This window comes from Photobacterium sp. HL06, assembly GCF_059552575.1.
The window spans coordinates 2481894-2497743 of the sequence record NZ_CM183914.1; the positions used below are offsets into that span (position 1 = coordinate 2481894).

At 45.1% G+C, this 15850-nt stretch carries 13 protein-coding genes; 8 read left to right on the top strand and 5 right to left on the bottom strand.

Going from position 1 to position 15850, the window contains the following annotated elements; all coding sequences use genetic code 11:
* The first annotated feature begins 48 nt into the window (after positions 1-48).
* The 3 genes from AC51G0_RS11395 (at position 49) to AC51G0_RS11405 (ending at position 1590) form a co-directional block, all read left to right on the top strand.
* The gene (locus AC51G0_RS11395; RefSeq protein WP_496298540.1) at positions 49-336 is read left to right on the top strand and encodes a hypothetical protein; all 288 of its coding nucleotides are present in this window, start codon (positions 49-51) and stop codon (positions 334-336) included.
* A gap of 322 nt (positions 337-658) precedes the next feature.
* A complete protein-coding gene (locus tag AC51G0_RS11400) occupies positions 659-991 on the top strand; it encodes a PBPRA1643 family SWIM/SEC-C metal-binding motif protein (protein WP_496298541.1) in 333 nt (110 codons plus the stop codon).
* Between the two features lie 140 nt (positions 992-1131).
* The gene (locus AC51G0_RS11405) at positions 1132-1590 is read left to right on the top strand and encodes an RNA methyltransferase (RefSeq protein ID WP_496298542.1); all 459 of its coding nucleotides are present in this window, start codon (positions 1132-1134) and stop codon (positions 1588-1590) included.
* Between the two features lie 86 nt (positions 1591-1676).
* On the opposite strand, the gene AC51G0_RS11410 is transcribed toward AC51G0_RS11405, so the two are convergent.
* Positions 1677-2384: a DUF4336 domain-containing protein gene (locus tag AC51G0_RS11410; protein WP_496298543.1), complete on the bottom strand. Its 708-nt coding sequence runs from the start codon at positions 2382-2384 to the stop codon at positions 1677-1679.
* A 187-nt stretch (positions 2385-2571) separates the two neighbouring features.
* Here AC51G0_RS11410 and AC51G0_RS11415 point away from each other — a divergent pair, with 187 nt between their 5' ends.
* Entirely contained in the window at positions 2572-2898 is a 327-nt protein-coding gene (locus AC51G0_RS11415) for a c-type cytochrome (protein ID WP_496298544.1), read from the top strand.
* Between the two features lie 496 nt (positions 2899-3394).
* Positions 3395-5482, top strand: coding sequence for an elongation factor G (fusA, locus tag AC51G0_RS11420; protein WP_496298545.1), 2088 nt, complete (start codon positions 3395-3397; stop codon positions 5480-5482).
* 92 nt (positions 5483-5574) lie between these two features.
* Here fusA and AC51G0_RS11425 read toward each other — a convergent pair whose 3' ends face one another.
* The 4 genes from AC51G0_RS11425 to AC51G0_RS11440 form a co-directional block, all read right to left on the bottom strand.
* Positions 5575-6345, bottom strand: a complete 771-nt coding sequence (locus tag AC51G0_RS11425) for a DUF4922 domain-containing protein (RefSeq protein WP_496298547.1) — start codon at positions 6343-6345, stop codon at positions 5575-5577.
* Between the two features lie 429 nt (positions 6346-6774).
* Entirely contained in the window at positions 6775-7965 is a 1191-nt protein-coding gene (locus tag AC51G0_RS11430) for an amino acid permease (RefSeq protein WP_496298549.1), read from the bottom strand.
* A 575-nt stretch (positions 7966-8540) separates the two neighbouring features.
* The gene (locus AC51G0_RS11435; protein ID WP_496298550.1) at positions 8541-8801 is read right to left on the bottom strand and encodes a hypothetical protein; all 261 of its coding nucleotides are present in this window, start codon (positions 8799-8801) and stop codon (positions 8541-8543) included.
* A gap of 202 nt (positions 8802-9003) precedes the next feature.
* Complete coding sequence (locus AC51G0_RS11440) at positions 9004-11232, bottom strand: hypothetical protein (RefSeq protein ID WP_496298552.1); 2229 nt, start codon at positions 11230-11232, stop codon at positions 9004-9006.
* A gap of 615 nt (positions 11233-11847) precedes the next feature.
* Here AC51G0_RS11440 and nirB point away from each other — a divergent pair.
* The 3 genes from nirB to AC51G0_RS11455 all read left to right on the top strand — a co-directional run bounded on the left by nirB (position 11848) and on the right by AC51G0_RS11455 (position 15734).
* Positions 11848-14397, top strand: a complete 2550-nt coding sequence (nirB, locus tag AC51G0_RS11445) for a nitrite reductase large subunit NirB (protein WP_496298553.1) — start codon at positions 11848-11850, stop codon at positions 14395-14397.
* Positions 14394-14720, top strand: coding sequence for a nitrite reductase small subunit NirD (gene nirD / locus AC51G0_RS11450; protein WP_496298554.1), 327 nt, complete (start codon positions 14394-14396; stop codon positions 14718-14720). Before nirB ends, nirD begins: the two co-directional genes overlap by 4 nt.
* Positions 14721-14879: 159 nt before the next feature.
* Positions 14880-15734 carry a formate/nitrite transporter family protein gene (locus AC51G0_RS11455; RefSeq protein ID WP_496298555.1) on the top strand — a complete coding sequence of 285 codons (855 nt, stop codon included), beginning with the start codon at positions 14880-14882 and terminating at the stop codon, positions 15732-15734.
* The last annotated feature ends 116 nt before the right edge of the window (positions 15735-15850 follow it).

Genomic DNA, 15850 nt, shown 5'->3' on the forward strand with positions numbered 1-15850 from the left:
GATTCAGTCGTCAACACGCAAATATTGATTTGTTATTAAAGGACTTTTATGAAAAATATTTCCGAGTTTATCGAACAAGTTGAACGTGGGAACCACCATTTCAATATTTGGGTATATGCCAGTAGTGGTCATTATTATCAGTTTGTCACCCAAAGTAATAAACCACGTACATCCCCACTGCACGAAGCCGTTGAACAGCATCTACAAGTGATCGTTGAAGTGCATAGCGATGAAATTGATAATGCTTTCCTTTTATTACCTGAAGTGCATATGGCTGTGCCCGTTAATTTCAATGGTGATCAAGTGCTCTCAATAATTCGACCACAAGCAGCATGATCTGTTATCTATCTTTATTAGGGCATCAATAACGATTAATGAACACACTACGGCTAGGTAATTCTGATTGCCCCAATTAATAAAAATAAAACAGGCTCAACGGTCTGTTTTTTTTTAACGATCATTTCAGACCAACCTTGTTAAAAGGAAGTTAAGCCAGCAAATAATTACCTCATACGCGACAATACATACTGCTTGCAGGCAACATGGTTAGCCGTTACCATCCCTCCCCTCTCCGCAAATGCACCGCAAATGCGAATTACATTTTTCAGAGCCAGCTTCAGTTCTGAATCTGCACAACAAAGTTACACAGGATCAGGTTATGTCTAAATTTTTCTATAAAGGCCGCATTGAGAAAAAGCCCAAGCATGAGAGCTTCGGCTACAACACCAAACGTGCAGCTAAGCTAGGTACCGAAGCTAACCCGTTACCATTGACGGTAACCAGTGACGAACGTAAGGCTAAAGTTGAAGCAATACTCGCTGAAAACCAACTGTTCGCAGATATTACGGTTAATGTAGAAGCGAAAGAAGATCTGGTAGAGTTGGATGCTATCCTGAACAAGCCGACAACCACAGTTTTTGAAAAAACACCAAACCGCAACGACCCATGCTCTTGTGGCAGCGGCAAAAAATACAAAAAATGCTGTGGCTAACAACGCCTCCGTGTCAACGGCCCTTTCGGCTTAGGAAGGGCTGTTACTGTTTACTACCCCACTTTGCTATTGCCCCCTGCAATTTCAGATAAAAATCCGTATAATCCCGCCTCAATTTTAATTTTGAAGATGTACGCGATATGAGCAAAGGTTACTCCTGTGTGGGGCTATTTAATCCCAAAACCCCTGAAAATGTTGGTTCAGTAATGCGCGCAGCAGGCTGCTATGGCGTTAACTCAGTGTTTTACACAGGTACGCGTTATGACCTTGCCAAGAAATTTTGCACCGACACAAAAAATGTCTACCAAGACATCCCGCTCATCGGCGTACAGGATCTGAAAGACATCATCCCCCATGACTGTGTTCCCGTTGCGGTTGATCTCATTGAAGGCGCAAAGCCCCTGCCGGACTATAAGCACCCTAGACGTGCCTTTTATATTTTTGGCCCGGAAGACAACACACTTAAAAAAGAGATCACTGATTTTTGCCGCGAAACGATTTATGTTCCGACCAAAGGATGCATGAACCTGGCTGCAGCAGTGAACGTTATCCTTTATGATCGCTTGGCGAAAGGTGAGAGTTTCTCAAACCATAAATAAAAGGCGATAAGGTCACGGTAGACCCGGTCAATCACCTCATATAGCAAACGGAATAACGTCTTAGGCAATCAGTTGTTCCGTTCTACTTATTGTTCCAGCGGTACTTTCCAAGCAAGGCGTACAACCTCTTTGGCATTCTTTTCGATTAAATCGCCATGAGAAATAATCACTCTTTCAAAATCCCAGTCCAATATATGTAATAAAGACTGCCTTGCGGCAATTTTGTCTGCCCATCCCAGTTGATACTCAGGAGCGGGCTTTGGGTGGTTCCACATCCGAAAAACCAGTTTCCACCAAAATTTCAGCCCCCAGCCGACTCCTTTTGTTTTATCGCCAATATTTTCAACCAGGTCGACTAAAATAAGCGTCCGACTCGGTTTATGGAAAAACGCCACCTCCCACATGTATTTCGCCCCCCGAACCAAGACTAAGTCAAAATCATCCAGCCAGTTGTCAGGTACCTTATCGCAGAGGAACTCATCAAATTGTAAGTTTGGCATTTTTTGCTCGACTCCCGGACAAATCATGGTTGTTGCCAGCGGATAGGCATCCTGAGCAGAGGTAATATGGCCATAATGATACGAACCCGGGGCTATGATATACGCCACTTCACCTAACCGATCTAATTGCTCCTTTACCGCTTGATCAATATGGCAAGGAGAATGCAGAAGAAGCCTGTTATCAATCAGTCTGACTACTGTCATTCGTGAGAAGAAATCTAAACCGGCATAGTGCACCGGATAGTCAGCTATCCATATCATCCCCTGCGTATGTTCGGTGAGTAATGGGCTCATAACACTTCTCCGGTTTGTTCAGCAGAAAGTCTAGCACTTGTGATGTCGCTCAAGCTCAGCAGCCATTATTCGTAGTAAAAGGAAGGGAAGGTTACATAATCATTATTTGTTACAAACAACATCTTAATTAATTGATTCATCACGATATAACTAACGCATCACTTTATAAAAAGGTTTAACAATAATAATGTTAGGAAAGAAGTTCCTCGTAATCCCCTTTACATTCCTCATTTCTGCCTCTGCACTATCAGCGCCTCTTAGCGGAAACGCCGAACAAGGTAAAATGAAGGCATTTACCTGCCAGTTTTGCCATGGCACGAACGGTGTTGCCAAACAACCCGGTTATCCCAATATAAACGGCCAGAACGGCATTTACTTGTTTAACTCAATGAAAGCCTACCAGAATGGTGAACGCTCAGGTGTCTATGCCGAAATGATGAAAAAGCAACTGTCGATGATGAATGATCAGGATCTTACCGATATCGCGGCCTTTTATTCAAAGATGCAATACTAATTTTTCTTAGTTATCAGTATAAGCAGGACTAACTAGATACTCCTCTTCCAGGGGAGAACAGAGGTTCTAGCACAAGACAAGCGCTGACCTTATAAAAACCTATGCCCACAGGTGCATGTAGACATATCCGATAACAGGAAAAACCCCTTTGCAACTGGTGTGAGAAGCGTAATCGGACTAGACTTAATCCGATTTAAGTCTTACATACATTTTCAAAATCAAATGAAGCAGAGGATTATCCCGATGCACGTACTAAATAATATGCAGCCTTACCTATAAGATAAGCGACTTGTGCAAGGGCTATTTTCCAGCAGATTATCTTATCGACTTGGTAGCCCTGTGGTTTTATTGAGCGTTTGAGTTGGATTTGTGGAAAAGGCGAAGCAAAAACAAGCAAATGTTCATTTTATCGTGCATGAGCTCTGTAATCTTTGTTTGAATCAGTGATATACTCCCCACCCTGACATGTGACCGTAATTGTTTATAGAGAAAAACAATGACAGATTTATCTAAATACAGAAACATTGGTATTTTCGCGCACGTTGATGCGGGTAAAACCACTACTACTGAGCGTATCCTTAAGCTTACTGGTAAAATCCATAAAACTGGTGAGGTTCACGATGGTGAATCAACAACTGACTTCATGGAACAGGAAGCTGAGCGTGGTATTACTATCCAGTCAGCAGCAGTAAGCTGTTTCTGGAATGATCACCGTCTAAACGTTATCGATACTCCAGGACACGTTGACTTCACAGTAGAAGTTTACCGTTCACTTAAAGTACTTGATGGCGGTATCGGTGTATTCTGTGGTTCTGGTGGTGTTGAGCCTCAGTCAGAAACTAACTGGCGTTACGCGAACGAATCAGAAGTTGCTCGTCTGATCTTCGTAAACAAACTAGACCGTATGGGTGCAGACTTCTTTAACGTTGTTGACCAGGTTAAGAACGTTCTAGGTGCTAACCCACTAGTTATGACTCTACCAATCGGTCGTGAAGATGACTTCATTGGTGTTGTAGACGTACTAAACCGTCAAGCATACGTTTGGGATGACACAGGTCTTCCTGAAAACTACGAAATCAAAGAAATCCCAGCGGATATGGTTGATGACGTAGAAGCTTACCGTGAAGAGATGATCGAATCTGCTGTTGAGCAAGACGATGATCTAATGGAAGCATACATGGAAGGTGAAGAGCCTTCTATCGAGCAAATCAAAGCTTGTATCCGTAAAGGTACTCGCGACCTTGCTTTCTTCCCAACGTTCTGTGGTTCTGCATTCAAAAACAAAGGTATGCAGCTAATCCTTGACGCAGTTGTTGACTACCTACCGTCTCCAACAGAAGTTGACCCACAGCCGCTAACAGATCCAGAAACTGGTGAGCCAACTGGTGACGTTGCAACTGTATCTGCTGATGAGCCACTAAAAGCGCTAGCATTCAAAATCATGGATGACCGCTTCGGTGCACTTACGTTCATCCGTATTTACTCTGGTAAGATCAACAAAGGCGATACCATTCTTAACAGTGCAACTGGTAAGACTGAGCGTATCGGCCGTATGGTTGAGATGCAGGCTGATGAGCGTAACGAACTAACTAGCGCACAAGCTGGTGACATCATCGCTGTTGTTGGTATGAAGAACGTTCAGACTGGTCACACTCTATGTGATGTTAAGCACGAGTGTACTCTTGAGCCAATGATCTTCCCAACTCCAGTAATCTCAATCGCTGTATCTCCAAAAGATAAAGGCGGTTCTGAGAAAATGGGTATCGCGATCGGTAAAATGGTTGCTGAAGATCCATCTTTCCAAGTTGAAACTGACGAAGAAACTGGCGAAACCATCCTTAAAGGTATGGGTGAACTTCACCTAGACATCAAAGTTGATATCCTTAAGCGTACTTACGGTGTTGACCTTGTTGTTGGTGCTCCTCAGGTTGCTTACCGTGAAACTATCACTCAAGCAATTGAAGATAGCTACACGCACAAGAAACAGTCTGGTGGTTCTGGTCAGTTCGGTAAGATCGACTACCGTATCAAGCCTGGCGAAGCTAACTCTGGCTTTACGTTCACATCATCTGTTGTTGGTGGTAACGTACCTAAAGAATTCTGGCCTGCAATCGAGAAAGGTTTTGCTGGCATGATGGACACTGGTGTTCTAGCTGGTTTCCCTGTTCTTGACGTTGAAGTTGAGCTATTCGACGGTGGTTTCCACGCAGTCGATTCATCTGCAGTAGCATTCGAAATCGCAGCGAAAGGTGCATTCCGTCAGTCTATGCCTAAAGCAGGTGCACAGCTTCTAGAGCCAATCATGCACGTTGACGTGTTCACTCCAGAAGATCACGTTGGTGATGTTATCGGTGACCTTAACCGTCGTCGTGGCATGATCAAAGATCAGATGGCTGGTGCAACTGGTGTTCGTATTAAAGCAGACGTTCCTCTATCAGAAATGTTTGGTTACATCGGTCACCTACGTACAATGACTTCTGGTCGTGGTCAGTTCTCTATGGAGTTCTCACACTACGCACCATGTCCAGCAAACGTTGCTGAAGCAGTTATTGCAGACGTTAAAGCAGCTAACGAGAAGAAGTAATTCTTCCCTAAGCTTTAGCTGATAATAACCCCGATGGTGCAAGCCATCGGGGTTATTTTTTACCTCTAGTTCATCTGCAAGCCGCTTACGCGCTAAACCACGCTACACTCAGTGAGATAACGCATGATGCCGTACTGCTGTAGCCATTTAAGCTGTTCTGGCCGCTTTACTAAAAAGCGCCCACTGTAGTTAAGCGCATTGGCAAATACACCTTCTATATTGTTGGTTGACCTGGGAACCACCAGCATCCAGCGCTCAGTCAGTAGGATATTGTAAGGCTGACACTCCCCTTGACCGCGCAACGACAAGGTATCTAGTGCCTTGAGATAGCACTGATGTAAATAGCCAGACTTGAGCCCATCAAATGCAAAGAAGCAATGCTTAAATGGCAACAAGCCACACGTTATCATTGACTCTAGCGACACCTCTGCCTTCACTATCTGCATATGACGGTGCGGCTGACTAGCCCCCGCCAGCGGGCCACTATTATATAAACCCAGCACATCGCGATCACTAAAGCCAAGCAGCCAGGCAGCAAAATCACTTTCAGAAAGAGGAGCTGACTGCGGAACAAATGTCTTGGAACAAATCAGCAAATGGGGAGACAATACCGGAAATTTGTTGAGCAGGCAGACATGGTTCTCACCGGCTTCTCCTACATACATAGATGACTCATAAGGGAGAAAGGGATTGGCTTGAGGCGTAGTAACTGCAATCGGCTTTTTGCTGGCATTATGGGTAACGACATAACCAAGGTAGGCCACCCCTTCTTCAGTCATCGTTTCAGCCTCAGTCGTTATCGGCATCAAGTGCCCATCAACAAGGGCTTGTTTTGACACCCGAGCTGCATCACTCCAATACATCTATGCTTCCTTTTTCTGATAGCCAAACGGGTGTTCGTACATAACTATTTTCCATTTACTTATGATGAGAACCTACAACGAACTGCCTGCTTTTTAAGCATGTGTATTATCAAGTTTACACTTCAGATCAAATTGTGATAGTCATGAATACCGTGATTCTATAGCGACTTAGAGGGAAAATTTGTATGATCAACCTGTTGAATGAGACAACGGCTTCCCACCCTATTCCCTAGTTTTACTCCAAAGGGAAGCCGGATAAATATTTGTTCGGTCACTCAAAGTTTATCAGCTCAGGACATTATCGTTCGGTCAAACAGTAATGCCCTTTTCAATTTCAACAGTTATCTCTGAAAAGAAAAAAGGCGTTTACCCTCAGGTAAACGCCCTTTTGTCTTGCATGTCAGTTCTCATGCAAACTGAATATGAGTATTAAATCAGCTCAGCAGCCAGCAAGAAACAACCAAATGCAAAGCTCATCGCCAATGCAAGTTGACCACCGCCCGCCTGGTAACACTCAGCACCAGCTCCTTGGATGGATGCCTGTTCAGGCTCCTGATTATCCTGGATCTTACGAACCTTGATAGTCATTGCCATCGGGACAAAAATCGCCAGGAATACCAGGATAATACCGGCATAACCCAATACGGATAGGAATTGGTCAGCAGCCCACAACGCTCCCATCAAAGGGAAAATGAATGTCAGTACATAGGTCACGACACGATTTTGCTTAAAGGTATCGGCATTTTGATCGAATAGCGCCATGGCGACCCCCAAGAACGATGTCAGCAGCGCAAGGCCAGTAAATACTGATAATACAAGGTTGATCATACTATGGTTTGCGCCTAGCGCAGCAATCAACTCAGAGACATTGGCGAACTTCACCATCTGCTCAGCTGATAAGTTACCCATTGCGGCATACAACCATAATAGGTAGCTAACCAAAGGGATCAATGAACCTACAATGACCATATTACGCAACTGCTTATGAGTCGCTTCCTGGTTGTAAGAAACCAAAGATGGAATAACCACCATAAAGCCAAAGCTGGTGAACAATACCGAGCTAGTTTTAATCAAATCAAGCTTACTATCACTGGTCGCTTCCAGTAGATGCTCAAGGGAAATGGTAGGAACCAGTGACATTAACGTCAGTGCCAGCATCACAACCATAATGGCAAACAGTGCCCGGTTTAACTTATCGATAACCGCCGTACCCGCCGCAACGATCGCGCCAGCAATGAGCGTGAAGGCAACCTGACTCTGCACCAGAGTTAGGTCAAAACCGATGCCGGCCAGCATCTTCTTCACCAAGTCACCAGCACCTATGATATAAGCCATTAACAGGCACACTAATAACGCATATAGCAGGCCATTAGTAACCATCTGCCCACCTTTACCCAAAGTTTTACGGGCAATCGTATTCATGCCAAGGCCACCACCCGACTTGATACTGGCTTCCAGTAACAACAAGGCCGCATACGTGGTACCGAGCCAAATAACCAGCATCAATAAGGTGCCCCATAATAGGCCAAACTGTGCCAATACCATTGGGATCGCCAGCATGCCTGCCCCTAACGCTGTTCCTGCAATGATCAGCGCACTTCCTAATAACTTCAAATTCACAACAATTATCTCTGAAAAAAATAGATTTCAACCTGCTTTAAGGCATGCCCTTGCATTGGACCTTAAGCAGCAATGGAACATTTGTCTGTAAAGTGATCTAACTTGTTACCAGCTGTGGTCAGCAGCAAAAATAGTCTTTAAAAAACAATCAACAAAGAAAGATCGTTCCCAAAGGGAAGACAAGAATTAATAGCTAAAAAAGCTAAATCGAGAACAGGCAAAAAAGCCGTAATACTGAGAGGTAAAGGCAGGATAGCGGGCAGAATGTAGGCGAGAGGTTTTCGCAATGTTTACCACATGCGACAAGCAGTTTATGGCTAAGTGTGGCAGCCCTGCTGAATTAAGTTTCATTTATCGTACTCCAAAAAACGATATTTCCCTGCTTATAAGGATAATCATCCGTTAATTATCCTGTTTTTGTTCGGTCGTTTAGCAACTTAAAGACCTAGCAGACAAATCACAACAACCATATATGGAATCTTTGATTTCATATATGGTTGTTGGTGTTTTTAGGAAATCTCACAATAAAAATCCCCCTGGATAACAGTAATCCAGGGGGATTCAGACCGGCGTTCTTACCTACCTCGCTGGGTGCCAAATTCAGTCGCCACTAGCGTCAGGCGGTTGAATGGACCAGGGCGGACACTGATATAGCTCCCGTCATCAAACTGAATACCATCATAGAAATCGGCACCCCATTTCACCCGGGTAAACCTGGCATAACGCGCCTTGGTATACACTGCTTCCAGCGCATTCAGGGCCCCATCTTTTTTGGCCTGAAGCAAAACCGCGGGGCTCAACAATTTTTCAGCAACGGATTTAATGGCAACAGTCATCCCTGCCTCCTGCACGCCTTTGAACATACAGTCCTTTTACCAAATCATTACGCTGATGCAACCCCATGGCGAGCTAACTGGACAAAAAGCACCCACGTACCTCCCCAAAATGGGAGGCTGGTTTGATATTTCTCCGGTAACAAGGTCATTACCGGAGAGTTGGCTTATCCAATCATCAATAAGCGATAATCAACATCCAGCATTAAGGCATTTTGACATGCACATCAATATAGTCAGGATCAATTGTCACAGCCTTACCACCACTATTAACAAAAGAGGCTACCGCCTTCTGCTGCAACGTGAGTGAGTCATTTAACTCTTCCCGTACGGGCAGCGGATTCCCTGGGACACCATCTTCGTTCATAGGGCCTTCATAACCAAACAAATACGTGCCATGCCCTCCAGTCTTAATCCGCAATACACGCTTAAGAGGATCCGGGCTTGCTTCTGTGCCAGTAATAGCCGTCAGGCCCAGCTGACTGATCAAAGGCTCAGTCCCTACAAGCGGCAGACCTGCAACATCGTTGACCACAACCGTATCCGGTAGATAATCTCCCACTTCACACTCTTCCGTCGCTCCATTTTCTTCACAGTTTCCGGCAGCTTCAACCAGCAGAATCGGCTGCTCGCTATTGGTCGACTGACGAAGGGTAAAGTTGGCCGGATCACCTGCATCGACTGCGGCTTGGATGCCTTTCTTCATGTCAGGCATAATCATGTTGTAGACCATATCTACCATGCTGTTGACCTGCTCCAGGTTCTCAGGGACCTCTTTAAATGCCTCCAGCGCCTTAATCCCATCAACCCGGCTATCCTGAGTTTCGTCATAAAGGCCAAGCATACTTGCAACAGCCAGTTGAATATCAGCCGAATCTTTGATTTTACCTTCGACTTCCTCACCTAACAGGGGAGAGTTCATTGTCAACTCTGTCAAGTGCATGCCCGGTACAACAAGGCTTACCGTTGTGAAAGCAAACTCGCTATTGGTTGAATCTGCGGTCGGCTGCGACATTTCACTCACCATGGTTGCAACGATCCCACCCAGAGAGTGGCCAATCAGATTCACGTTCGATTTATTGACAAAGCCTGTTCTGTTAAGTGCCTTACGAAGCGCAAGCTGATCAAGTACTGCCTGGCGCTGATTATCACGCAGAGTTAGCGGGCTAAGTAAATTCAAATAAACCGCTTTATCACCACCTTTGTAAGCGCTGCTGCTGGCTGATATTTCAAGATCCGAATCGAAATCAAGGTTTATTCCCCGTTCGCCATGCAGCGGTTGGTCAATGGCAATAACCAGCCCCGGATTACCGCTTTGGGTAATGCTCTCTACCATGGTAGCTGTAGATTCTTTCCTTCCCGTAATACCATGGACAAAAATCGAAGTGGGATATGTCACCCCACCTTCTTCCCATTTTTCAAGATCAGCGCCTTTAGGCGCATAGATCACTACCGGGATAACTTCCGTTGACTGTACCTTGAGGTTGGTATTGCCTCCGTGAATAAAACCACCACTAGCATCTCTCCACCAACTATACAGTGCCTCACACTTTCCAATTGGGTCGGCAATTACCTCCATATACTTCTCTTTTTCATTTTCCGGATCATACGAATAAGGTACCTCACAGCTTCCTCTTTTCGGCATATCTAAGTAATACGGAATAGAGATAGTTGCCGAATAAGTCTCATAGCCTTTATTATCTGGCGTCTCCAAGGCGGTAATGCTATTCAGTGACTGCTCCTGTATATTTTTGATGGCAGCATCCATTACCGGATAAATACTCTGAGTTGTAAATTCACTGCTATATACAATTTCACCTGTGACACCGGCGGCTTCCAATAAGGCATGATTGCGCTGGATCTGTGACATCGCCTGCTCACTTAGCGGATTATCGACTGAACCTCCCTCAGCCAGTTTTTCATACTCATATGCAGCTTTAAGACCTTCGGATTTACTATCCTTCACGCCATCAGTCACAGCTAATATAAATGTACTGACTTCAGGCAAGATCACCGTTGGTGTAATGACCAAGTCCTGTTTATCATTGATGGATACAACAAAGTCATCTCCATACTTAAGCCTTTTCGCATTTTTCACATCATATAAAATAATGTTATCCGCCAAGCTAGCTGCATTAATGGCAAGATCCGAGCCTTCCAGCGGCAAGACGATCTGATAGCCTGTTGACCAGCCATCAAGCGCTCCATAGACATTCTCATAGTCTCGGAAATCAACATCATCACCGGCAGCTTCAACCGGAAGTGCTATTGTGCCATCACTGTCAGTTAGCATCAGATCATTCGGGAAATGCAGGTTACTCAGATTGTAAGGAATATACTGACGAGTATCTGTTTCCAGTTCATGTTCTTCAAAGCAGCCTGATAACAGGCCGACAAGAGGGATCAGGCAATAATACTTTTTATTATTCTTCATTACTTATTCCATTCAACGAGTTAGTTTACAGATTTAAGACGCGCTACAACCCTAAAATTCACTCAGTTTGAATTGTCAGAAGAATGTAAAAATATGCACCCATGAGCATTAAATCGCTCAAGTTATATATTTTGTTATATATTTTTTATATAAAACCAAAGGCTATTAAGATAGAAAGCGACCAATATATTCAGATTTCTTATGATGAATAAATTTCAATCTCTTGTTTCACTTGCTATTTGTTCCAAAAACAATTTGTATTTTTCAACTTACCAAGGAGAAATAATTTTCTCTCTTTAGTCACCAAGTCTCTTAAATATTAAATACCCTCCTACAAGCATTACTCCTTATGAACTTTTTCAGAGCCGCAGCCTCACACGGCTTCACCAATACATGCGCCATCAAACACATACATCCACTGACACAATCAGCATAAATCTGTAATATTATTTCATTAATGAAATATCACAATTCAGACCAACACTGTAAGTCATTGATTATTAAGATCATACCACTTTAGGGGTATTTGACGTCGTAATTGATTTACGTCATATTTATTCACAACCTGTCTTATTACTATTGCCTCAGAATTAACGCCTTTGTTAAGAGGATCTTATGAGCAAAGTCAGATTGGCGATTATCGGTAACGGTATGGTCGGCCATCGCTATATCGAAGAATTAGTCGATAAAGCAGACATGGAAAACTACGAAGTCACTGTTTTCTGTGAAGAACCACGCGTTGCATACGACAGGGTGCACCTGTCTTCGTACTTCTCCCACCATACTGCTGACGAACTTTCTTTGGTAAAAGAAGGCTTCTACGAAAAACACGGCATCAACGTTCTGATCGGCGAACGTGCTATCACCATCAACCGCGCTCAAAAAGTTATCCACTCCAACACCGGCCGCGAAATTCAGTATGACAAGCTGATCATGGCAACCGGTTCATACCCATGGGTTCCACCAATCAAAGGGAATGAAGGAAAAGATTGCTTCGTATACCGCACCATTGAAGATCTAAAAACCATCGAAGCGACAGCAAAACGCAGTAAGAGCGGTGTTGTGGTCGGCGGCGGCCTACTTGGTCTTGAAGCGGCCGGTGCACTCAAGGCACTAGGCGTAGAAACACACGTTATTGAATTTGCCCCCGTACTGATGGCAGAGCAGCTTGATCCTCAGGGCGGTGAACAGCTACGTAAGAAAATCGAAAAACTGGGTGTTAATGTTCATACTGGCAAAAACACCAAGGAAATTGTTGCAGAAGGCACCGATGCCCGCAACACCATGCATTTTGCCGACGGCACCTCGCTCGAAGTTGACTTCATTGTGTTCTCAACCGGGATCCGCCCACAAGACAAGCTAGCGATGCAGTGCGGCCTGGCAACTGGCCGCCGTGGCGGGATCGCTATCAATGATCATTGCATGACCTCAGATGAAGATGTCTATGCCATTGGTGAATGTGCTTCGTGGAACGAAATGTTCTACGGCCTTGTCGCACCGGGCTACAAAATGGCTCAAGTCGCCGTTAGCCACCTGATTGGTGACGACAACACCTTTGAAGGTGCCGACATGAGCGCCAAGCTGAAACTACTTGGCGTCAAAGTCGGTAGTATCGGTGACGCCAATGGTCGCACGCCAAACTGCAAGAGCTATGTCTACCTTGATGAAAACGAAGAAGTATACAAACGCATCATCGTTTCTGAAGACGGTAAAAAGCTACTCGGTGCGGTATTGGTTGGTGATACCTCTGACTACGGCAACCTACTACAGCTAAAGCTCAATGATATTGAGCTACCCAAACACCCCGATACACTGATCCTTCCAGCCCACGCTGGGGCAGAAAAGCCAGCGATGGGTGCAGACTCACTGCCTGATTCAGCGGTTATCTGTTCATGTTTCGATGTCACCAAAGGCAAAATTGCGACGGCTGTTGCTGATGGCCATACAACGCTGGGTGAAATCAAGGCGGTAACCGGAGCAGGAACAGGTTGTGGCGGTTGCCTTCCACTCATTACCCAAGTATTGAATGCCGAACTGGCGAAATCAGGCATCGAAGTGAAGAACCACTTATGTGAACACTTCGAATATTCTCGCCAGGAGCTTTTCCACCTTATTCGTGTTGAAGAGATCAAATCTTTTGACGAGCTACTGCAGAAATACGGTAAAGGCTACGGCTGTGAGGTGTGTAAACCAATAGTGGGGTCTATTCTGGCGTCGAGCTGGAACGACTACATTCTGACCAATGATCACACCCAGCTGCAAGACACCCATGATATCTTCCTTGGCAATATGCAAAAGGACGGGACTTACTCGGTCATTCCTCGTATGGCTGGCGGTGAAGTAACACCTGCTGGATTGCTGGCCGTCGCTCAGGTTGCTAACGAGTACAACCTCTATACCAAAATCACCGGAGCCCAGCGTATTGGCCTATTCGGCGCGCAGAAAGATGACCTGCCGACCATCTGGGAAAAGCTGATTGCTGCTGGTTTTGAAACCGGCCATGCCTATGCCAAAACGCTGCGTATGGCAAAAACCTGTGTTGGTAGCACCTGGTGCCGCTTCGGGGTTCAGGACAGCGTCGGCCTGGGTGTCGAGCTTGAGAACCGTTACAAAGGTATCCGTACTCCGCACAAAATGAAGTTCGGCGTATCTGGCTGTACCCGTGAGTGTGCTGAAGCCCAGGGCAAAGATCTAGGTATCATTGCAACCGATGCAGGCTGGAACATGTATGTATGTGGCAACGGTGGTATGAAGCCTCGCCACGCTGATCTGCTGGCTACGGACTTGGACAAAGAAACCCTGCTGAAATACATCGACCGTTACATGATGTTCTATGTTCGTACCGCCGATAAGCTACAGCGCACATCGGTATGGATGGATAACCTGGAAGGCGGGATCGAGTACCTACGTGATGTGATCATCAACGACAAGCTTGGTATCAATACCCAGCTGGAAACCGATATTGAAAGACTGATTGCCAGCTACCAATGTGAGTGGACAACAACGCTTGATGAAGAAGCCCAAATAAAACGCTTTAACCACTTCATCAACTCTTCTGAACGTGACAGCAATGTGGTTTTCGTACCAGAACGCGCTCAACACCGCCCAGCAACAGAAGAAGAAAAAGCCCCAATCTACAACATTTCCTTGGAGGAAACCGTATGAGCCAGTGGATTTCAGTCTGCAACATTGATGACCTGATCCCAGGTACCGGTGTCTGCGCGCTAGTTGAAGGCCAGCAAGTAGCGATTTTTCGCCCGTCTAGCTCAGAAGCGCTGTTTGCTATCGATAACATGGACCCGTTTGCCCGTTCCAATGTGTTATCCCGTGGCCTGATCTGCGAACACGAAGGTGAGCTTTGGGTGGCGAGCCCGCTAAAAAAGCAACGTTTCGCCCTCAATGATGGCCGCTGCCTCGAAAATGCCGACGTTTCAGTCAAGAGCTATCAAGTTAAAGTCGAAAATGGTGACGTTCAGGTTGCCGCATAATTAAACAGTTTTAATGACATTCAGGGAACCCTCCGTCTCCAGTCAGTCGGTTCCCTGCTTTTTGAAATAGGAAGTAAGAGAGGCGAGTAACTAGAACCTCGCGACTATTACCTATTCCAAAAAGATTTCAATTTTAAACTTTTAATAATAAGGATTATTATGTCTTACAACAAACCTGCTGAATTCGTTCAGACCATGATCGACACTGGTGAAGCAAAAGTGCGCACATCGACACGTGATCTGATCTTACGCGGCATGATGGCAGGTATTATTCTTTCTCTGGCCGTTGTTGTAGCTATTACAACAATCGTACAAACAGGTGTTGGCATTGTAGGTGCTCTAGTCTTCCCAGTAGGTTTCTGTATTCTAAGCCTGATGGGTTACGACCTGCTTACGGGTGTTTTCGGTCTTGCGCCACTGGCTAAATTTGAAAACCGCAAAGGCATTACTTGGAGCCGTATCCTCCGCTGTTGGGGTTATGTTGGTCTAGGTAACCTTATCGGCTCTCTACTTGTTGCTTTCCTTGTTGCACTAACATTCACAATGAACTTCAGTGTAGAAGCGAGTGCAGTAGGTCAAAAATTCATTGGTGCCGCAACAGCACGTACGGTGGGTTACGCGGAGCATGGTGTGAATGGTTGGATCACGGTGTTCGTTAAAGGCATTCTTTGTAACTTAATGGTTTGTTTAGGTGTTATTGGTAACATGACAGCTCGTTCTGTAGCAGGCAAAATTGCAGCGATGTGGCTACCAATCTTTATCTTCTTCGCCCTAGTATTTGAGCACGCGGTAGTCAACATGTTCCTATTCCCACTAGGTATGATGCTAGGCGCTGATTTCAGTATCGCGACTTGGTTAAACTGGAACCTTATCCCAACAGTGCTAGGTAACCTAGTTGGCGGCCTTCTATTTACGTGTGTTCCTCTATACCTAACTCACGCAAAAACGGCACCAGCAGTTGACGTAGAAAAAGATACAGAGATTAAGCTAGAGCCAGCATTTAGCACTAAATAATCTCCTTATCTGGCCCTGGCGCAGAATGTGCGGGGCCAACTCTTAACTTGCACCATTTATTGTATTGTTTTGGCTATAAAAAGTAATAACTCCTTAGGATAGTTTGCCGAGTTCTA